This is a genomic window from Comamonas sp. A23 (assembly GCF_004522605.1).
Lineage (GTDB): Bacteria > Pseudomonadota > Gammaproteobacteria > Burkholderiales > Burkholderiaceae_C > Comamonas > Comamonas thiooxydans.
Genome location: NZ_RSDT01000003.1, coordinates 367,956 through 387,567 on the forward strand (window position 1 = coordinate 367,956; position 19,612 = coordinate 387,567).

At 56.6% G+C, this 19,612-nt stretch carries 15 protein-coding genes; 14 read left to right on the forward strand and 1 reads right to left on the reverse strand.

Annotated features, from left to right (window positions below; genetic code table 11):
* The first annotated feature begins 63 nt into the window (after positions 1–63).
* The 6 genes from glyS (at position 64) to EIC84_RS10020 (ending at position 8,147) form a co-directional block, all read left to right on the forward strand.
* On the forward strand, positions 64–2,178 hold the full coding sequence (gene glyS, locus EIC84_RS09995) for a glycine--tRNA ligase subunit beta (protein ID WP_003068043.1): 2,115 nt from the start codon (positions 64–66) through the stop codon (positions 2,176–2,178).
* Positions 2,179–2,355: 177 nt separating this feature from the next.
* A complete protein-coding gene (locus EIC84_RS10000; protein WP_003068045.1) occupies positions 2,356–3,786 on the forward strand; it encodes a lipopolysaccharide biosynthesis protein in 1,431 nt (476 codons plus the stop codon).
* Complete coding sequence (locus EIC84_RS10005) at positions 3,770–4,885, forward strand: glycosyltransferase (protein ID WP_034362789.1); 1,116 nt, start codon at positions 3,770–3,772, stop codon at positions 4,883–4,885. The genes EIC84_RS10000 and EIC84_RS10005 overlap by 17 nt, the downstream gene beginning before the upstream one ends.
* 13 nt (positions 4,886–4,898) lie before the next feature.
* Positions 4,899–5,879 (forward strand): hypothetical protein, encoded by a 981-nt coding sequence (locus EIC84_RS10010; protein ID WP_003068048.1) that lies wholly within the window; start codon positions 4,899–4,901, stop codon positions 5,877–5,879.
* 1 nt (position 5,880) lies between these two features.
* A complete protein-coding gene (locus tag EIC84_RS10015) occupies positions 5,881–7,023 on the forward strand; it encodes a glycosyltransferase (RefSeq protein ID WP_034362791.1) in 1,143 nt (380 codons plus the stop codon).
* Positions 7,020–8,147, forward strand: a complete 1,128-nt coding sequence (locus EIC84_RS10020) for a glycosyltransferase family 4 protein (protein ID WP_034362793.1) — start codon at positions 7,020–7,022, stop codon at positions 8,145–8,147. Before EIC84_RS10015 ends, EIC84_RS10020 begins: the two co-directional genes overlap by 4 nt.
* Here the strand turns inward: EIC84_RS10020 and EIC84_RS10025 are convergent.
* Positions 8,144–9,259: a glycosyltransferase gene (locus EIC84_RS10025; RefSeq protein ID WP_003068052.1), complete on the reverse strand. Its 1,116-nt coding sequence runs from the start codon at positions 9,257–9,259 to the stop codon at positions 8,144–8,146. The genes EIC84_RS10020 and EIC84_RS10025 overlap by 4 nt on opposite strands.
* A 141-nt stretch (positions 9,260–9,400) precedes the next feature.
* Here EIC84_RS10025 and argB point away from each other — a divergent pair, with 141 nt between their 5' ends.
* From argB to EIC84_RS10065, 8 genes are all read left to right on the forward strand, one after another.
* Positions 9,401–10,300: an acetylglutamate kinase gene (gene argB / locus EIC84_RS10030; RefSeq protein ID WP_003068053.1), complete on the forward strand. Its 900-nt coding sequence runs from the start codon at positions 9,401–9,403 to the stop codon at positions 10,298–10,300.
* Between the two features lie 157 nt (positions 10,301–10,457).
* The gene (locus tag EIC84_RS10035; protein WP_003068054.1) at positions 10,458–11,177 is read left to right on the forward strand and encodes a response regulator transcription factor; all 720 of its coding nucleotides are present in this window, start codon (positions 10,458–10,460) and stop codon (positions 11,175–11,177) included.
* Between the two features lie 130 nt (positions 11,178–11,307).
* Positions 11,308–12,807, forward strand: a complete 1,500-nt coding sequence (locus EIC84_RS10040) for a sensor histidine kinase (protein ID WP_003068055.1) — start codon at positions 11,308–11,310, stop codon at positions 12,805–12,807.
* A 175-nt stretch (positions 12,808–12,982) separates the two neighbouring features.
* Positions 12,983–13,678, forward strand: a complete 696-nt coding sequence (slmA, locus tag EIC84_RS10045) for a nucleoid occlusion factor SlmA (RefSeq protein ID WP_034362795.1) — start codon at positions 12,983–12,985, stop codon at positions 13,676–13,678.
* Between the two features lie 187 nt (positions 13,679–13,865).
* Positions 13,866–14,660 (forward strand): TetR/AcrR family transcriptional regulator, encoded by a 795-nt coding sequence (locus tag EIC84_RS10050; RefSeq protein WP_174447024.1) that lies wholly within the window; start codon positions 13,866–13,868, stop codon positions 14,658–14,660.
* Between the two features lie 78 nt (positions 14,661–14,738).
* Positions 14,739–16,535 (forward strand): acyl-CoA dehydrogenase C-terminal domain-containing protein, encoded by a 1,797-nt coding sequence (locus EIC84_RS10055; RefSeq protein WP_003068058.1) that lies wholly within the window; start codon positions 14,739–14,741, stop codon positions 16,533–16,535.
* A gap of 87 nt (positions 16,536–16,622) precedes the next feature.
* Positions 16,623–17,066, forward strand: coding sequence for a DUF2147 domain-containing protein (locus EIC84_RS10060; RefSeq protein WP_003068059.1), 444 nt, complete (start codon positions 16,623–16,625; stop codon positions 17,064–17,066).
* Positions 17,067–17,148: 82 nt separating this feature from the next.
* Positions 17,149–19,551, forward strand: coding sequence for a 3-hydroxyacyl-CoA dehydrogenase/enoyl-CoA hydratase family protein (locus EIC84_RS10065; protein WP_003068060.1), 2,403 nt, complete (start codon positions 17,149–17,151; stop codon positions 19,549–19,551).
* Positions 19,552–19,612: the final 61 nt, after the last annotated feature.

Sequence of the window (19,612 nt, forward strand, 5' to 3'; positions counted from 1 at the left end):
CATATTCCAAAATTTCAGCGGCCAGCCTTGATCTAGAAAGCGCTGGCTGCTATCAAAATCATCATGAACGCATCGAATCTACTGGTTGAACTGTTTGTCGAAGAGCTGCCTCCCAAGGCGCTGCAAAAGCTCGGCGATGCTTTTGCAGCTGTCATCTTCGAGCAGCTCAAGGCCCAGGGACTGCTGGCATCGAGCGAGTCGCGCCTGACCGCCTACGCCTCTCCCCGCCGTCTGGCCGCGCACATCACCGAAGTGCTGCCCCAGGCCGAAGACAAGGCAGTCTCGCAAAAGCTGATGCCTGTCTCCGTGGCGCTGGATGCCGAGGGCAAGCCCACGGCGGCACTGCTCAAGAAACTGGCGGCCCTGGGGGCCGACGAATCCGCAGTGGCCGCTCTGAAGCGCCAGGGCGAAGGCAAGGCCGAAGCCCTGTTCTACGAATCCACGGCCAAGGGCGTGCTGCTGACCGATGGCGTGCAAAAGGCGCTGGACGAAGCCCTGGCCAAGTTGCCCATCCCCAAGGTCATGCGCTACCAGTTGCAGGACGGCTGGACCAGCGTGCACTTTGTGCGCCCGGCCCACGGCCTGGTCGTGATGCATGGCACCCAGGTGCTGATCGGCGTGAAGGCCCTGGGCCTGACCGCCGGCGCTGCCACGCATGGTCACCGCTTTGAAGCCGCTGTGGACCCCGTGGTTATCCAGAACGCCGACAGCTATGCAGAGCAACTGCGTGAAGAGGGCGCCGTGATCGCCAGCTTCACCGAGCGCCGGGCCGATATCGCCCGCCAGCTGCAGGCGGCTGCCGAACGCATTGGCGGCGACGTGCGCCCCATCGACGACCCGGCCCTGCTGGACGAGGTGACGGCCCTGGTCGAGCTCCCAAATGTGCTGGTCTGCGAATTCGAGAAGGAATTCCTGGCCGTGCCCCAGGAATGCCTGATTCTGACCATGAAGGCCAATCAGAAGTACTTCCCGCTGCTGGACGCCAATGGCAAGCTGACCCATCAGTTCCTGATCGTCAGCAACATCCAGCCCCAGGACGCTTCGGCCGTGGTTGGCGGCAACGAACGTGTGGTGCGCCCGCGTCTGGCCGACGCCAAGTTCTTCTTCGACCAGGACCGCAAAAAGACCCTGGCCAGCCGCGTTGAGCAACTGGACAAGGTGGTCTATCACAACAAGCTGGGCACGCAGGGCGAGCGCATCGCCCGCGTGCGCGCCATCGCCAAGAGCATTGCCCAGCAGTTGGGCAACTCCGAACTGGGCCGTCTGGCCGACCAGGCTGCCATGCTGGCCAAGACCGATCTGGTCACCGACATGGTGGGCGAGTTCCCCGAGCTGCAAGGCATCATGGGCCGCTACTACGCCCAGAACGACGGCCTGGATGTGGCCGTGGCCGATGCCATCGAAGACCACTACAAGCCCCGCTTTGCCGGCGACGAACTGCCACGCGGCGATGTGGGCGTGATCGTGGCCCTGGCCGACAAGCTCGAAACCCTGGTCGGCATGTTCGGCATCGGCAATCTGCCCACCGGCGACCGCGATCCTTTCGCCCTGCGCCGCCATGCACTGGGCGTGATCCGCATGCTGGTCGAAAAGGATCTGGAGCTGGATCTGGAAACCCTGCTGGTCAGCACCTTGCCCGCCTTTGGCGACAAGATCCAGGACGCCACGCCTCAGCTGGTCGAATTCATCTACGACCGCCTGGCCAATATGTTCCGCGAACAAGGCTATAGCGCCCAGGAAGTGGAAGCCGTGCTGGCCCTGCAGCCCCAGCGCCTGTCTGACGTGCAAAAGCGCCTGGAAGCCGTGCGCGCCTTTGCGGCCCTGCCCGAGGCTCCTGCGCTGGCTGCGGCCAACAAGCGTGTGGGCAATATTCTGAAGAAGGCCGAAACCGACGTTCAGCCCCAGGTGAACGAAGCGCTGTTGGTGGAGCAGGCTGAAAAGGAACTGTATGCAGTGCTGCAGCAGGTGGCGCCCAAAGCTCAGCAACAGTTTGCAGCAGGTGATTACACCGCCAGCCTGCAAACACTGGCAGCATTGCGTGCCTCGGTCGATGCATTCTTCGAGCAAGTCATGGTCAATGCTGAAGATCCTGCTCTCAGGACCAATCGCCTGGGGCTGCTGGCTTCGCTCCATGAGGCCATGAATCGGGTGGCGGATTTGGCGAGGCTAGCTGTTTGAACGTGGCTTTTTGAGCTATCAACGAGGAGATGCCGATAATGGGGCATCTCCTTTTTATTTTATGAAATGAAAGTTCATAAGGTTGTGTTAGCGAGTGCTGCGGAGAATAATAGATTCATTGAAAAATGGCAGGAGCAATAAGGTCTTCATAGGCTGAATTGAATATAAAGGCTGAAATTGATAGCAAAACAAATATTTCAGTATTTTCTCTCGAAGGCAGTTCCGGGAATAATCAACTTTTCCGCAATTGCCATCTACACGCGAATCCTTTCGCCTCATGATTATGGCGTCTACTCCATTGCGCTGATTACATCCACCTTTCTGGCATTGGTCTGTTTTCAATGGGTGCAGCTATCTCTTTTGAGATTCTATGCAGAAAATATTCATCAGGAAGATAAGTTCCTTAGAACGATTTTCTATTGCTTTTTCATTTCGACCCTGCCTTTGATTGTCGCGGCTCCGGTAATCTACGTATTCCTTCCTTCATTGAAGTCATGGCCGGTTCTGGCTTTGGTGGTCGCCTTGGCGGTGGCGCAGGCTTGGTTCGACCTTGCGGCGGAAATAGCGCGCGTGAAGCTGGAACCCCTGCGCTATGGTGCAATGGCTTTCACACGTTCCATGCTCAGCCTGGGTGTGGGTGTGGCGATGGTCATGATGGGGGGTGTTTATTACGGCCCCTTGACCGGGCTTGCTCTGGGATCCTGCGCTGCAGCCTTGACCTTTGGAATGCAGTCCATGCGTGGCAAGATGAATATTCATGCGGGATCGCGCCTGGATGTGGCTTCTTATCTTCATTACGGGCTTCCGCTCACTTTGACCTTTGCTTTGGCTATGGTGATTGCCGGCACTGACAGATTGATGATTGGCAGTCTGCTGAGCGAGTCGGACGCGGGTAGCTATTCAGCTGGCTTTGATTTCATCTGGCAACTGATTACTTTGGCAATGGTGGTCATCAATCTGGCTGTCTATCCCCTCACGCTCAATGCGTATGCAAAGCAGGGCGATGCAGGAGCCCAGATTCAGTTGGCTCGCAATGGTCCGCTGTTGCTGGCAGTTTCCTTGCCATTGGCGTGTGCGCTGGGCATGCTGGCACCTCAATGGAGCGAGTTGGTGCTGGGCAGCGCCTTCAGGGATGTGGGGCGTGCGATCGCGCCATGGATTGCCGCTGCCGCTGTTTTGGCTGGGATACGCGCATACCATTTTGATCTGGCTTTTCAGATCAAGGCGCGCACCAAGTATCAGGTGGTGATTGTAGCCATCGCAGCGATAGTCAATATCGCCTTGAATTATTGGTGGATTCCTATTTTTGGAGTAATGGGATCTGCCTATGCCACCGTGATGGCCTATATCATCACTTTAGGGCTGAGCATGTACTTGGGAAGAAAATTTATAAAAATTCCTTTTCTGAACAAGGATGCAATAAAAATCTTATTCGCTGCCTTGTGCTTTTCCGCCATCTTATGGGGGGCGAAAAATACTTCAGGACATGTTTTCTGGATCTCAGCAATATCTGGTGGATTATCATATATATTGATACTGCTGGGGGTTAATTTTATGAATGGCAGGGATTATTTGCAGCGGAGATTTATGAATGCAAGAGAAGTCTGAGAAAGTTGCTCTCTTCGTCCCCTCATTGGGCGGAGGCGGAGCAGAGCGTGTCATGGTTCTGCTGGCAAATGGACTGATAGAAGAAGGATTGGATGTAGATTTTCTTGTCGTAAATATGGGGCAAAAGGCTCATGCGTCTGCATTGTCAGAAAAGGTAAATCTGATAGATTTTAAAAAATCTCGCACTTTGGCTGCATTGCCAGAAATGGTGAGGTATCTGAAGAAAAGCAAGCCTCAAGTTATGATTTCTGCATTGGATTATGCCAATGTAGTGAATCTGGTTGCAAGGAGATTGGCCGGTGTTTCAACGAAATTAATCATCACTGAACACAGTACATTATCTGTAGCAAGCCAAGGAGATTTTCGCGGGATGGGGCGTATTTTGCCTTGGTTGATGAAGTTGACCTATCCTTGGGCAGACCAGATATTGGCGGTATCCCAAGGTGTGGCCGATGATCTGGCGAACAAGTTGAATCTCAAACGTTCCAAGATTGCTGTGGCATATAACCCTGTTGTGACCGAGCAATTGAGCATGCTGTCGGCTCAAGAAGTACAGTGGCCATGGCCTCGGGTTGAGGGAATCCCTTTTATCTTGGCAACAGGCCGTTTGGCTGCGGCTAAGGATTTCTCCACTTTGCTGAAGGCATTCTCCATTCTGAGAAAGAAAAGGCCGGCCAAGCTGCTTATTTTGGGAGAGGGTGAAGAGCGTGGCATGCTTGAGCAAAAGATCGCTCAGTATGAGTTGGGGGAGGATGTGGCTCTACCTGGATTCGTGAATAATCCTTATGCGTGGATGGCGTCGGCAGATCTTTTCGTGATGTCCTCGCGCTGGGAGGGGCTTCCGACGGTATTGATTGAAGCCATGGCATGTGGTGCTCCTGTCGTCAGCACGGACTGTCCCAGTGGGCCGGCAGAGATCCTTGAAAATGGAAAATGGGGGCGACTGGTTGCTGTGGGCGATGGCGCTGCCTTGGCAGAGGCCATGGATGCGTCGATTTTAGATGCTGATCGCCACCCCGGTCTTGCAAGGGCGCAGGATTTCAGTGTTAAGAAGTCTGTGCTGAAGTACATGCAATTCATCAAAATATTATCATCCTGATGGATATTTACATATGAATAATACTGGGAAGAGTTTTGGCAGTTTCCTGGCGTTGGCTTTGTTCATGCTATTCATGTGTGCTGTCCCATGGGTTTCTATATATGAATCAATATATCAATTTCCATATGAGGATAGAAGTGTTTATTCGCATTATTTTTTATTTGAAGAAAGTGTATTGAGTTATGTGAGATTCTCAGGGGTCAAGGATTATTTTATTAATGAATTTCTGTGGCATTATTCTGTTATTTCGTTGATGAATAATGGGGTTGACCTAGAGGTAATTTTCTTTTGTGTTTCTTTCTTCTCATTGCTCATGCCGGCTATGCTGGTATTGAAATATGGAAAGCCATGGATGCTGATATTTCTCATAAATCCATTGGTTGTTGATTTTTCATTTTCGCAACTGAGATCTGCTTTAGCTGTTTCTATTCTGATTTTGGCATTTTTCTTGAAGGATAGGAATAGATATATTGCTATTGGAGTGGTGCTTGTGGCCATGCTGGTTCATACTGCATCTATTATTTTTCTATCTATTTATATATTCATCTTGTTTATGGATGAATTTTCCCGAAAATTCAAATTGGGGAAATCGATTTACCTGATTTTTATATTGATGTTTGGTGCATTAATTTCTATTGCTTTGGGACCATTGAGAGAGTGGATACTCATTGTTTTAGGGGATAGAAGAGCTGAATATCCTGATATGCGAAGCTCGTTTCAGTACTCGCTTTTTGGGATGTTGATGCTTTTTGCAATGATATTCAATTATAAAGAAATGATGAAGTCTTTCTTTGGTAAGTACAACTATGTTGTTCTGTCTATAGTTACATTCAACGTTTTGCACGGTGGATACTCCACCAGATTTCTTGCAGCCACGTTGCCTATTTTTATTTTGACAGTATTTGATTTTGAGCGCTGGTGGAAGATATGCATGGTCTCTATGTTTGTTATTTATATAACTCTTCAGTGGCTTTTTTGGTTAAGAGTTCTATAGAATGCTAATTATTCACATAATTACTGGTCTTGGAGATGGCGGGGCAGAAGCTGTTCTTTATCGCCTATCCACCTCTGATAAAGAAAACTGCCACAAGGTAATTTCTTTAATGGATGGGGGTAAATATGGGGTTCTGCTAAAGGAAGCTGGTGTCGACGTAGAGTGCTTGAATATGCCAGCCGGAAGTTTGACCCCGGGTGGATTGAAGCTTCTGTGGCAACTATTGCGAAATGAAAAGAAGGTGCATGCCGGAACTGATATGGCTGTTCAGACCTGGATGTATCATGGCGATCTGGTGGGCGGATTGGTCGCTAGAACTTCTGGCATCAAGAACATAGTCTGGGGGATTCATCACAGCATTCTGGAAAAGGGAAAGACCAAGGCGTCGACCCGATGGATTGCCAAGATCAATGCCGTGTTGTCCCATTGGATTCCCGAAGTTATTGTCTGCTGCGCTGAAAAATCACGGCTCATTCACGAGGAGATAGGATTCTCTTCGAGGAAGATGAAGGTCATACCTAATGGCTACGATCTTCAGAAATTTTCGCCGAACCCTGCAGACGCCAAACTTTTGAGGCAGGAGTGGGGTATTCCTGAAAACATGCCCTTGCTGGGGATGGTGGGTCGCTTTGACCCGCAAAAGGATCACGACAATCTGATCAAGGCATTGGCTCTTTTGAGAAGTCAGGGCCTAGAGTTCCGATGTGTGCTGGTGGGGCGCGGCATGGATGCCGCCAATCAGGAGGTCACAAGCAAGCTTCTGCTCAATGGCTTGCAAGAGCATGTGCACCTGCTGGGCCAGCGAAGCGATATTCCTGCCGTGATGAGCGCGCTGGATCTGCATGTGCTTTCCAGCTCAGCCGAGGCTTTCCCTAATGTGATTGCCGAAGCCATGGCATGCGAGACTCCTTGTGTGACCACAGATGTTGGCGATGCCGCTTTGATGGTAGGCGATACGGGCTGGGTGGTGCCGCCGGGCAATCCGCAGGCTCTGGCTGCAGGCATTCAGGACGCTGTGTCGACCATGGCGCAGGCTGAAGCCTGGCTCCTAAGACAGGCTGCCGCCAGAGCCCATGTATCAAACAGCTTTGGTCTGGATCGTATGCTGGCATCCTATCGGGATGCATGGGAAGGACGCGTGTGAAATTGGTCTTGCTTGGTACGGTTTCTGCCAGTGTTTTCAACTTCCGCACATCCCTGATCAAGGAGTTGGTGGCGAGAAATCACACGGTACATGTGCTCTGTGTGGACTATGACGATGTCTCCCGAGAAAAAATTGTGGCTCTTGGAGCCATACCTGTGGACTACTCTCTCAACAGAGCAGGACTCAATCCGATCAGGGATCTGGTTGATACCTGGAAGCTGTTTAGGCAACTGAAGAAGATCGCCCCCGATGTGGTGCTGTCCTATTTTGTCAAGCCGGTGATCTTCGGCTCCATTGCTGCCCGAATGGCTGCGGTTCCTCGCAATATCGGCATGCTTGAGGGTCTGGGATATGTATTCACCGATCTACCGACCGGGCTGAAGCGCAAGCAGAGAATCCTGCGCTGGGTACAGGTATTTCTTTATCGCCTGGCTCTCCCCGGACTGGATCGCCTGATTTTCCTGAATCCAGATGACTCAGCAGACCTGTTGAGTCGCAACGGCCTAAAGGCAAAGAATGTCAGCATTTTGGGCGGTATTGGAGTGGATCTGGAAAAGTATCCATATATACCGTTGGACTCCCAAAAATCGCCAAGCTTCATCTTTGTAGGCAGGCTTTTGGCGGAAAAGGGTATCAACGAATATGTGGCTGCCGCGAAAAAGGTGAAGAACCTGTATCCAGAGGCCCGCTTTGTGGTGCTGGGTGGTCTGGACGAGGAAAATCCGGGTGGGCTTTCACGCCTGGAGCTGGACGATTTGATTGCATCCGGCGTCGTCGAATATCCGGGCCATGTGAGCAGCGTAATACAGTGGCTGACAGATGCCAGCATTTTTGTACTGCCCTCCTATCGTGAAGGCGTTCCCTGCAGCACTCAGGAGGCCATGGCTGTTGGGCGTGCAGTAATTACCACCGATGTGCCGGGCTGCCGCGAAACCGTTGTCGATGGTGTCAACGGCTATCTGGTTCCGCGTTGGGATGCCGAGGCTCTGGCGCAGAAAATGCTTTGCCTTGTCCGCGATCCTGCTCTGGTCGCAAGAATGGGTGAGGAAAGTCGGCGTCTTGCAGAGCAGCGGTTCGACGCCGAAAAGGTCAATGCCCGGCTTATCCAGATGTTGCTTGATTAATTGCGACGAGGCGGAATCCAGCGGAAATAGGCCAGCTTGCTGTAGAACGCCAGATAGCAAATAACGCTAATGAAAAAGCAACTGGCCGTCAGCCATTTGTTTTGGTAGGTTAATACCGCCATCAGGCAGGGCACGGCCGCATACATCCAGAGGAAGGGTGAAGTCAAGCCATTCTGGATAGGTTTGGAAAAGCTGGAGAATGCTTTCTTGGCCCAGCGTTTGTTGGCCAGCATATGCAGATGCACGCCATCGGGCTGGCTGGGGTGGTAGCCTTCTCGAATCGTCTTTCTGACAAAACTGAATCCGACCTCAATAATCGGGTAGGAGCAGATCAACAGACTGGTCCAGGGTGAAACAGAGGTGTTGCGCTCGGGTAGGAGAACTGAAATCCATGCCAGCATGAAACCCAGAAAATAGGCTCCGCCGTCACCCAGGAAGATTTTCCCAGCTGGCCAATTCACTAAAAAAAATCCCATGACGGCACCTGCAATAATGAGGCAGGTGAAGGCAAGTGGGATATCTCCAACTTGACGTGCGATAAACCCAAAGGCAGCAAGCATGATAATGGCTGTACCTGCCGTTAGGCCATTGAAGCCGTCGATGATATTAATGGCGTTGGCAACGCCGCCGACGGCAAAGGCGGTAAATATGACGGAGATAAGTGTAAAGCTCAAAAGCCAATCTATCCCCCAAATATCCACATGCGTCAGAGAGGTGCCTGTAATACCCCAGCCCAGCACACCGGAAGCCATGGTGGCGAGCAGGCGCACCTTGACGGAGACTTTTTTTGTGATGTCTTCCATGAGGCCGAAAACAAAGGCTGGTATGCCTGCAAGCAGTATGGCACTGAGAATGGCGCGTTTTTCTGCTGCTGCCATACCGTGGCTGGATACTGCATAGCCTACGAATACTCCGATGGCAATCGCAATACCGCCAATTCGAGGTGTGGGGTTGGTATGGAATTTTTGCAAGCCGTCCGTTGTATCCATGGACAGACTGCCATGCCATTTCTTGGTGGTAACCAGCAACACGCAGGTAATAAACGAGGCCATACCTGCAAGGAACGCGTCGTACCTGAATAACTCTTGAACAGAGAAAATAATCGAATTCATGGAGTGAGTGGACGTGGAATTTTTTTATATCGTGGGAGGCTGACTCGGGGAAGTTGGCATCTTGCTCGTCTCCAAGAGCATTTGCGGCACAATGCAGCCCATCTGACTTGAACATTGTCCCATGGGACAGAGCCTTGATCTATGACCACCATTGACCCCACCACCCAGATCGCCCCCCGCGACAAAGCTGAAATCCTCGCGCAAGCACTGCCTTACATCCGCAAGTTCCATGGCAAGACCATGGTCATCAAGTATGGCGGCAATGCCATGACCGATCCTGCCTTGCAGGCGGACTTTGCGGAAGATGTGGTGTTGCTCAAGCTGGTGGGGATTAACCCTGTGGTGGTTCATGGTGGTGGGCCTCAGATTGAAGCGGCGCTGGGTCGTCTAGGCAAGAAGGGTGAATTCATTCAGGGCATGCGTGTCACGGATGAAGAGACCATGGAAGTGGTGGAGTGGGTGCTGGCCGGCGAGGTGCAGCAGGACATCGTGGGTCTGATCCATCAGGCCGGCGGCAAGGCCGTGGGCCTGACGGGGCGAGATGGTGGCTTGATTCGTGCCAAGAAGCTCAAGATGCTGGATAACAAGGATCCGAGCATCGAGCACGATGTGGGTCAGGTGGGCGATATCGTGGCCATCGACCCCAGTGTGGTGAAGGCGCTGCAGGACGATGCTTTCATTCCAGTGATCAGCCCTATCGGTTTTGGTGAGGAGAACGAAAGTTACAACATCAACGCCGACGTGGTTGCAAGCAAACTCGCAACAGTGTTGCAAGCTGAAAAGCTGGTGCTTTTAACCAACACTCCGGGCGTTCTGGACAAGGCCGGCAATCTGCTGACGGATCTGACGGCGCGCGAGATTGATGCGCTGTTTGCCGACGGTACGATCTCCGGTGGCATGCTGCCCAAGATTTCGGGCGCTCTGGATGCCGCCAAGGCGGGTGTGAATGCGGTGCACATCATCGATGGACGCGTGCCGCATTCCATGCTGCTGGAAATTTTGACGGACCAGGCGTATGGCACGATGATTCGCAGCCATTGATGAGCCTGTCTGGCCCTGACATGTGGTTGCTCTTCTCGAGTGACTTTTCACATATGGCGTTAACATCGCCGCAGGGCTTTCCCGGGTGGAGTCGCGCTCAGGACTCCGCTGCAAGCCGCCTTTGGGCGGCTTTTGTTTTTGAGCGAGGTAGGACTTTATGCGTTTGCTTCTGGTGGAAGATGATGTGATGGTGGCCAGCGGTATCAAGCTGGGTCTTTCCGATGCCGGTTATGCCGTGGACTGGGTGGGAAGTGCCGAGCGTGCACTGGAAGTGCTGGCCCAGGAAGCGTTCGATGTGGCGGTGATCGATATCGGCCTGCCGGGCATCAACGGCCTGGAGCTGACGCGTCGCCTGCGCAGCAGCGATGTGGAAAGCAAGGCCATGCCGGTGTTGATCCTCACGGCGCGCGATGCGCTGCAGGACCGCGTGCAAGGCCTGGACTGGGGCGCTGACGACTATATGGTCAAGCCTTTCGAGCTGCCCGAGTTGCTGGCGCGCCTGCGTGCGCTGATGCGCCGCTCCCAGGCAGCAACTTCTGCTGTCCTGAACTTTGGCTGTATCGAACTGGATACGGCGGGCCGCCGCGCCGGCGCACGCCAGCTGCCGCAGGAAGGCGAAACTGAAGGCAAGCTGCTGCCCATCGATCTGGGGCCACGTGAATGGACGGTGCTGGAGTATCTTTTGCTCAATGCCCCCAAGCCCGCCAGCAAGGAAAAGCTGCTGCAGGCCCTGACCGGTTGGGACCGTGAAATCACGCCAAATGCCGTGGAAGTTTATGTGTCCCGCCTGCGCAGCAAACTGGAGCCGCATGGCGTGGCCCTGCGCTCCATTCGGGGCTTCGGTTATCGGCTGGAGTTGATGCCTGAATCTGTTTGATTCTCTATTTGATAGCTGTCTGCGATTGATTGATATGGAATTCAGTTATTTATATATCTGAATCGGTTATTAATGAAGCGCTTGCAGCTATGAAAATTGAATACTCCGATTTCTCATTCAATAAACATTAATGACCGCCAATCTGCGTTTTCGGCTGCTGGTTCTACTTTTGGTGCCGCTGATGCTGTTGGCGGCCATGGGTGGCTGGTTCAGCTACAGCGCTGCCGATGAGGCCTCCACCCAGCATGACCAGCGTTTGTTGCGCTTGCTGCCGGCCCTGGCCGATTCGGTGCTCGCGCCCTCGATTGCGGACGGCACGCCGCCGCTGGTGTCGCTGACGCCAAGCGTCGAAGACTTTCTGCGCAATCAGGGCGATGAAGCAGGCTATGCCGTGGGCGATCTGCAGGGCAATGTGGTGGCAGGCGATACCTGGATCAACTTCGATGTGCCGGCGACCGGCACAGCGGAATTCCACAGCCAGGAGCACGACGGTGTGACCTATCGCGTTGCCGTGCTCAAGGCCGAAACCTATGGCGCCGGCGAGATGGTCGTCATGCTGGCCGACAGCAGCGATGTGCGCCAGCAATGGGTGCGTCAGTTGCTGATGCATGTGCTGCTGCCCAATCTGCTGCTGATTGCGGGCGCGGCCGTGGCCATTTACTGGTCGGTGAGCAGGGCCTTCAAGCCGCTGCACAAGCTGACTCAGGCGGTGGAGCGCCGCTCGCCGCGCGATCTGAGCCCGATCGACGAGCAGACCTCGCCAGCCGAGGTCCGCCCGCTGGTGCACTCGCTCAATCGCCTCTTCTCCCTGGTCAATGCCCAGGCCGAAGGCCAGCGCCGTTTCGTCGCCGATGCGGCCCATCAGCTGCGCACGCCGCTGGCGGCCTTGCAGACCCAGGTGGAGGCCTGGGCCCTGAGCGGCCAGGAGGCCAGACGCCTGGCCAAGCGGACCGGGGAGCCGGCGCAGGTCGTGCTCACGGTGGAGCAGATCGAGCAACTGCGCGATGCAACTCGGCGCACCTCTCAGCTGGCGCGTCAGCTGCTGGCCCTGTCGCGTGCCGATGCGCGTAATGCCGAGGTGCAGCCGCTGCAGGAGGTGGATCTCAAGGAACTCTGCGAGAGCATGCTCGAGACCTTTATCGATCGCGCCTCGATCAAACAGCTGGACTTCGGTCTGGAGGTCGAGCCGGCATCGGTCTGGGGCCATAGCTGGTTGCTGCGCGAGCTGGTTTCCAACCTGGTGGAAAACGCCATCAAGTACACGCCTCGAGGCGGCAGCGTGACCTTGCGCTGCGGTCTGCGTCCCAGGCCCGTGGGCACGGACGACGCCACCTTGCTGCAGATGGCGGGTGTGCAGCAATGGGCTTTTGTCGAGGTTGACGATGACGGGCCCGGCGTGCCTGAGGAAGAGCGCAGCCAGATTACCCAGCGTTTCTATCGCGCCCAGGGGGTGATTGAAGAAGGAACCGGTCTGGGCCTGGCAATTGCAGACGAAATAACGCAATTGCATCAAGGTGTACTGAGTTTCGCAGATGGAAGTTTCGGTAAAGGCTTATTAGTAAGACTTGAAATTCCGGTTCAATCAGTTTCAGAAGGCAGTCATGAGGTATCTGAAGCTCTCAAAGGTTAATTTCTCGGTTACGCTTGCGTGTTGGTGAGAGCGGGGGTGAAAGTTGGGGTGGAGACCGCAAGCCTGCTGTGTATTAAGGTTGGTTTGACGCACCTGACACCTACCGGTAAGGATAGTCGTGTGCTTAACAGTGCAACTGGCTGTGAGAAAATTGCTAATAAATACTGAGTCGCCTATGTCTGAGTCTGAAGTCCTGTCGCCTGTTTCCAATATTGAAAATCCCGCGGAGGACAGTCCTGCCGCTCCCGCCATGGCTCCTGCGCGCAAGCGTCCCAAGCCCGGTGAACGCCGCGAGCAAATCCTGCAGGCATTGGCCTCCATGCTGGAAAAGCCGGGTGCCGACCGCATTACCACTGCGGCCCTGGCTGCCCATTTGAGCGTGAGCGAGGCGGCTCTGTACCGTCACTTCGCCAGCAAGGCCCAGATGTTCGAAGGCCTGATCGAGTTCATCGAGCAGTCCGTCTTCACGCTGGTGCAGCAGATCGTGGGCCGCGATGTGCCCGACGCTGCGCATGATCCGGTCACGGGCGTGCGCAATGCCAACCGCGTGGTGGCATTGCTGCTGCAGTTCGGTGAAAAGAATCCCGGTATGGTGCGCGTGATGGTCGGCGACGCCATCGTGTTCGAGCACGAGCGTCTGCAGACCCGCATGAACCAGTTTTTTGACCGAATCGAGTCCACCTTGCGTCAATGCTTGCGTCCCGCTGCCGGCGCAATGGGTTCTGCTGCGCCGACGGCCGAAGCATCGGTGGCGGCCAGTGTGCTGACTTCGTTTGCGTTGGGTCGCCTGCAGCGCTATGCCCGCTCGGGCTTCCGCCGCCTGCCCACCGAACATCTGGATGCCAGCCTGGCCATGATGGTCGTGGTCTGACCCCCTTCTCAGACACTCCTTCAAGAACGCCGCAGTCCCCGGACTGGCGGCGTTTTTTATTGCGCATCGAGGCAGCTGAGTCGGCAAAAGTCCTGACAGGGAAAGGCTAAGTATTTACCCTTGATGGATTCAAAACCGGCCGGAAATTGTGCAAAATAGAACGAACGTTCGTTTTATTGAGAGTTTCATGGCCTCGTCCTCCGCTTCCCGTTCTTCAACTTCGCCCGCAGGTCGGGATGTGGCGCACCCGGCTGGCCGCGGGGGGGCTGCGAGCAGGAAGACCAGCGCAAAGTCTCGCAAGCTGCACGCCGAGGCGCAAGCTGCGGTTAGCCCCAGTAAGGCCGTGGAAGGGGCTGCCACCAAGTCTGCGGGCCGATCGCTCGCAAAAGGTCAGCAAACCAAGGCCACGATTGTCGAGGCCGCGCTCAATCTGGCCACCCATATCGGCCTTGAAGGCCTGTCCATTGGCGCGATTGCCGAACTCACGGGCATGAGCAAATCAGGGGTGTTTGCCCATTTCGGTTCGCGTGAGGAATTGCAGATTTCCGTGGTGCACGAGTACCACGACCGTTTCGAGCAGGAAGTCTTCTACCCCGCCATCGAGGCGCCGCGCGGCATTCCGCGTCTGCGAGCGCTGTTTGGCAACTGGATGAAGCGCACCTCCATAGAGATCGACTCCGGCTGCATCTATATCAGCGGAGCGGTGGAGTTCGACGATCGCACGGGCCCGGTGCGCGATGCGCTGGCCGAGTCCGTCGGCACCTGGCTGGCCGCCATGCGCCGCACCATTGTGCAAAGCCAGGAATGCGGCGATCTGCGTGCCGATGCCGATGCCAGCCAGTTGCTGTTTGAAATTCACGGACTGATTCTTGCCCTGCATTACGAGGCCCGCTTTCTGCACAGCGAAGGCTCGATCGAGCGGGCTCATGCAGGCTTCAACAACATTCTGGCGCGCTATGCCAGCGAGCCGCCAGCCGCCTGACGCCATTCACAACCTGCGTCAGTTCCAACCCCAAAAAAAGCAAACCGTTCAACGCGCAACCATCACAGGAGACGACAAATGCCCAGCTACAACCCGCCACTGCGTGACATGCAATTCCTCATGCACGAGGTCTTCAAGGTCACCGAGACCTATCAGCAGATTCCCAAGTACGCGGAGGTCGATGCCGACACCATCAATGCGGTGGTCGAAGAGGCGGGCAAATTTGCGGCCAATGTCACGTTTCCCTTGAATATCTCCGGCGACGAAGAGGGCTGCACGCTGAACAAGGAGACTCACGAGGTCACCACGCCCAAGGGCTTCAAACAGGCGTATGCGCAGTTCATCGAGGGCGGCTGGCCGGCACTGTCCTGCGATCCGGAGTATGGCGGCCAGGGCCTGCCCTTCGTGCTCAATTCGGCGCTGTATGAAATGCTCAACAGCGCCAATCAGGCCTGGACCATGTATCCTGGCCTGTCGCATGGCGCCTATGAGGCTCTGCATGCCTACGGCACGCCGGAGCAGAAGAAGACCTATCTGGGCAAGCTGACCAGCGGCGAGTGGACCGGCACCATGTGCCTGACCGAGCCGCACTGCGGCACCGACCTGGGCCTGCTGCGCACCAAGGCCGAGCCGCTGGCGGACGGCAGCTATCGTGTCACCGGCAACAAGATCTTCATCTCGGCCGGCGAGCATGACTTCACCAGCAACATCGTGCACCTGGTGCTGGCGCGTCTGCCCGATGCGCCTGTCGGCTCCAAGGGCATCAGCCTGTTCGTCGTGCCCAAGTTCAAGGTGAAGGCCGATGGTTCGCTGGGCGAGCGCAACCCGATTTTCTGCGGTGCGCTGGAGCACAAGATGGGCATTCACGGCAATGCCACAGCCCAGATCAATATCGACGGCGCCATCGGCACCCTCGTGGGCGAGCCCAACAAGGGTCTGCAAGCCATGTTCGTGATGATGAACGCGGCCCGTCTGGGCGTGGGCAACCAGTCTCTCGGGCTGACCGAAGTGGCCTACCAGAATGCGCTGGCCTATGCCAAGGACCGCCTGCAGATGCGCAGCCTGTCGGGCGTGAAGGCCAAGGACAAGCCGGCCGACCCCATCATCGTCCATCCCGATGTGCGCCGCATGCTGCTCACGGCCAAGGCCTATGCCGAAGGCGGCCGCGCGCTGTCCACCTTCTGCGGCCTGCTGCTGGACAAGGAGCTGCACCACCCGGACGAGAAGGTGCGCAAGGACAGCGGCGAGCTGGTGGCCCTGCTGACGCCCATCGTCAAGGCCTTCATCACCGACAACGGCTGGACGGCGACGACGCTGAGCCAGCAGGTCTTCGGCGGCCACGGCTTCATCAAGGAATGGGGCATGGAGCAGTTTGTGCGCGATGCGCGCATCAACATGATCTATGAAGGCACGAACGGCATCCAGGCGCTGGATCTGCTGGGCCGCAAGATCCTGGGCAACCAGGGCGCGACGCTCAAGAAGTTCGGCAAACTGATCGCTCAACTGGTGGAGGAAGAGGGCGTCAACGAGAAGATGAGCGAGTTCATCACACCCATTGCCATGCTGGGCGAGCAGATGACCAAGTTCACCACCGAGATCGGCTTCAAGGGCATGCAAAACCCCGACGAAGTCGGCGCTGCGGCCGTGGACTATCTGCGTGTGGCGGGCCATCTGGTCTTCGGCTACCTGTTTGCCCGCATGGCCCAGGTGGCGCTGCGCGAGATCGCAGCCGGCAATGCCGATCCCTTCTACCAGGGCAAGCTGCAGACCGCGCGCTTTTACTTCGCCAAGCTGTTCCCCGAGACGGCGACGCTGATGCGCACCGCGCGCGCCGGCAGCCAGTCGCTGATGGACAGCGACGCGGCCCTGGCCTGATGTTCCGCAGGCGCATGCTGTAATGCTATTGAAAGAGTAGCTGTATGCGCCTATTCATCCCTTGTTTTGAATATAAAGGACTAGGAAATGAAGAAGATCAAAGCGGTAGCAGCTCTTGTATTGATAGCGGGCGGCATGTCGGCCGCCTGGGCGCAGATGTCGCCCGTAGGCACCTGGCGCAGCATGGATGAAAAGGAAAACACGCCCAAGGCGCAGGTGAAGATCACCGAGGCCGGAGGCGTGGTCACGGGCAAGGTCGAGGCCCTGCTGCGCAAGGGCGCTGACCCGAATGCGCTGTGCACCGAGTGCAAGGACGAGCTCAAGGACAAGCCCGTGGTGGGCATGACGCTGATCAGCGGTGTCAAAAAAGTCGAGGGCAAGGAGGTCTGGGAAGGCGGCAGGATTCTCGATCCCGAAAACGGCAAGACCTATACCGTGCGCCTGACGCCCGTCGATGCAGGTCAGAAGCTGGAAGTGCGCGGCTCCATCGGTCCTTTCTGGCGTACCCAGACCTGGATCCGCGTTCAGTAAATCTCAAGACAGAAAACAGCCAGCACCTCAGTCCCATGCTTTGTCCGTGGCAAGGCCGCTGGCCCTTAATGGAACATAGCTCATGTCCCGATTCAATGTGAAAAAAGTCGCCGTGCTGGGCGCGGGCGTGATGGGTGCGCAGATCGCCGCCCATCTGGTCAACGTCAAGGTGCCGGTCATTTTGTTCGACCTGCCCGCCAAGGAAGGCTCCAAGAGCGGCATTGCAGAGCGTGCCATTGCCAATCTGAAGAAGCTCAAGCCTTCGCCGATCGGCGTGGCCGATGATGTGGAGCTGATTCAGGCGGCCAACTACGAAGAGCATATGAAGCTGCTCAAGGGCTGCGATCTGGTGATCGAGGCCATTGCCGAGCGCATGGACTGGAAGCTGGACCTGTATCACAAGATCGCTCCCTTCGTCGCCAAGCACGCGCTGCTGGCGTCCAATACCTCGGGCCTGTCGATCACCAAGCTGTCCGAGGCCTTGCCCGACGCCATCAAGCCGCGCTTTTGCGGCATCCACTTCTTCAACCCGCCGCGCTATATGCAGCTGGTGGAGCTGATCAACACGCCCACCACGCAGGCCGAGGTGCTGGATCAGCTCGAAGCCTTTGTCACCAGCACGCTGGGCAAGGGTGTGGTGCGCGCGCATGACACGCCCAACTTCATCGCCAACCGTATCGGCATCGCCGGCATGCTGTCCACGATGAAGGAGGTCGAGAACTTCGGTCTGTCCTTCGACGTGGTGGACGACCTCACGGGCAAGAAGCTGGGCCGAGCCTCCTCGGGCACCTTCCGCACTGCCGACGTGGTGGGCCTGGACACCATGGCCCATGTCGTCAAGACCCTGCAGGACAATCTGAGCCTGGAGACCGACCCCTTCTACGGCAGCTTCGGCACGCCGCCCGTGCTGGCCAAGCTGATCGAGCTGGGCAACCTGGGCCAGAAGACCAAGAAGGGCTTCTACAAAAAGGTCGGCCGTGACATCTTCCAGTTCGAGCTCGACAGCGAGGACTACATTCCCGCAGGCGGCAAGGCCGACGAGGTCTACGGCCGCATGCTCAAGAAGCCCGCTGCAGAGCGCCTCAAGCTGCTGCGCAATGCCGAGGGCAAGGAGGGCCAGTTCCTCTGGGCCATTTTGCGCAACAGCTTCCACTACGCCGCCGTGCACCTGCAATCCATTGCCGATTGCGCACGCGATGTGGACCAGGCCATGCGCTGGGGCTTCGGCATGAAGCAGGGCCCGTTCGAGCTGTGGCAGGAAGCCGGCTGGCTGGAGGTGGCCAAGATGGTCCAGGAGGACATCGACGCCGGCAAGGCGCTGTGCAAGGCGCCGCTGCCTCAATGGGTTTTCGAAGGTCCGGTGGCTGAGGCCGGCGGAGTACACACGGGCAATGGCTCGTGGAGCCCCGCGAAGAACCAATTCGTGCCGCGCCGTGTGCTGCCCGTGTACGAGCGTCAGCTGTTCCCCGAGAAGCTGCTGGGTGAAACCGATCTGCCCGACTGGCAGACGGCTGGCACGACGATTGCCGAAACCAGGGCGCTGCGCACCTGGACGCTGGACGGCAAGATCTTGATCGCCAGCATCAAGAACAAGATGCACGCCATCAGCCCCGAAGTCATGGAGGGTCTGATGGAGGCGGTGGATACGGCCGAGAGCGATTTCGACGCCATGGTCATCTGGTCCGGCGATGCGCCCTTCAGCGTGGGCGCCGACCTGGAGGCCACCATGCCTGCCTTTGTGATCGGTGGTGCCGACGCCATCGAGAGCATCGAGCAGGAGCTGCAGAACCTGATGCTGCGCCTGCGTTATGCACAGGTGCCCGTGGTGTCTGCCATTCACGGGCTGGCGCTGGGCGGCGGCTGCGAGATGGCGGTGTATTCGGCGCGCCGCGTGGCCCATATGGAAAGCTATATCGGTCTGGTGGAAGTCGGCGTGGGCCTGGTGCCCGGCGCGGGCGGCCTGACCTATATCGCCCGCCGTGCTGCCGAAAATGCCGCCACCAGCACCGGCAAGGATTTGCTGCCCTTCCTGACCGAAGGCTTCACGGCCGCAGCTATGGCCAAGGTGGGGACCAGCGCGCTGGAGTCGCGCAAGCTCGGCTATCTGCTGGACAGCGACATCGTCGTGGCCCACAAGGACGAGGTGCTGTTTGTCGCCATCAACGAGGCCAAGGCCATGGCAGCCAGCGGCTGGCGTGCGCCGCACAAGCGCAGCTTCCCCGTGGCGGGCCGCAGCGGCCAGGCCACGATCAAGGGCTCGCTGGTCAATATGCGCGACGGCGGCTTCATCAGCGAGTTCGACCAGCATATTGCTGGCCTGATCGCCAATGTGGTCTGCGGCGGCGATGTCGATGCCGGCACGCTGGTGGATGAGGCCTATCTGATGAGCCTGGAGCGCAAGGCCTTCTGCTATCTGATTGCTCACCCCAAGACCCATGAACGAATCCTGGGCATGTTGAACACCGGCAAGCCGGTTCGCAACTGATTTGATATGAGCATCCCCCTGAGTCGCTGCGCGCCTTCCCCCTTCTCTCGCGTTGCGGGAA

Bases quoted from the DNA above. Each gene is read 5' to 3' on its own strand.
- EIC84_RS10060 (WP_003068059.1), top strand. From the start codon at position 16,623: ATGAAGAAGATCAAAGCGGTAGCAGCTCTTGTATTGATAGCGGGCGGC.
- EIC84_RS10065 (WP_003068060.1), top strand. From the start codon at position 17,149: ATGTCCCGATTCAATGTGAAAAAAGTCGCCGTGCTGGGCGCGGGCGTG.
- EIC84_RS10005 (WP_034362789.1), top strand. From the start codon at position 3,770: ATGCAAGAGAAGTCTGAGAAAGTTGCTCTCTTCGTCCCCTCATTGGGC.
- EIC84_RS10035 (WP_003068054.1), top strand. From the start codon at position 10,458: ATGCGTTTGCTTCTGGTGGAAGATGATGTGATGGTGGCCAGCGGTATC.
- EIC84_RS10040 (WP_003068055.1), top strand. From the start codon at position 11,308: ATGACCGCCAATCTGCGTTTTCGGCTGCTGGTTCTACTTTTGGTGCCG.
- glyS (WP_003068043.1), top strand. From the start codon at position 64: ATGAACGCATCGAATCTACTGGTTGAACTGTTTGTCGAAGAGCTGCCT.
- EIC84_RS10010 (WP_003068048.1), top strand. From the start codon at position 4,899: ATGAATAATACTGGGAAGAGTTTTGGCAGTTTCCTGGCGTTGGCTTTG.
- EIC84_RS10015 (WP_034362791.1), top strand. From the start codon at position 5,881: ATGCTAATTATTCACATAATTACTGGTCTTGGAGATGGCGGGGCAGAA.
- slmA (WP_034362795.1), top strand. From the start codon at position 12,983: ATGTCTGAGTCTGAAGTCCTGTCGCCTGTTTCCAATATTGAAAATCCC.
- argB (WP_003068053.1), top strand. From the start codon at position 9,401: ATGACCACCATTGACCCCACCACCCAGATCGCCCCCCGCGACAAAGCT.
- EIC84_RS10050 (WP_174447024.1), top strand. From the start codon at position 13,866: ATGGCCTCGTCCTCCGCTTCCCGTTCTTCAACTTCGCCCGCAGGTCGG.
- EIC84_RS10025 (WP_003068052.1), bottom strand. From the start codon at position 9,259: ATGAATTCGATTATTTTCTCTGTTCAAGAGTTATTCAGGTACGACGCG.
- EIC84_RS10055 (WP_003068058.1), top strand. From the start codon at position 14,739: ATGCCCAGCTACAACCCGCCACTGCGTGACATGCAATTCCTCATGCAC.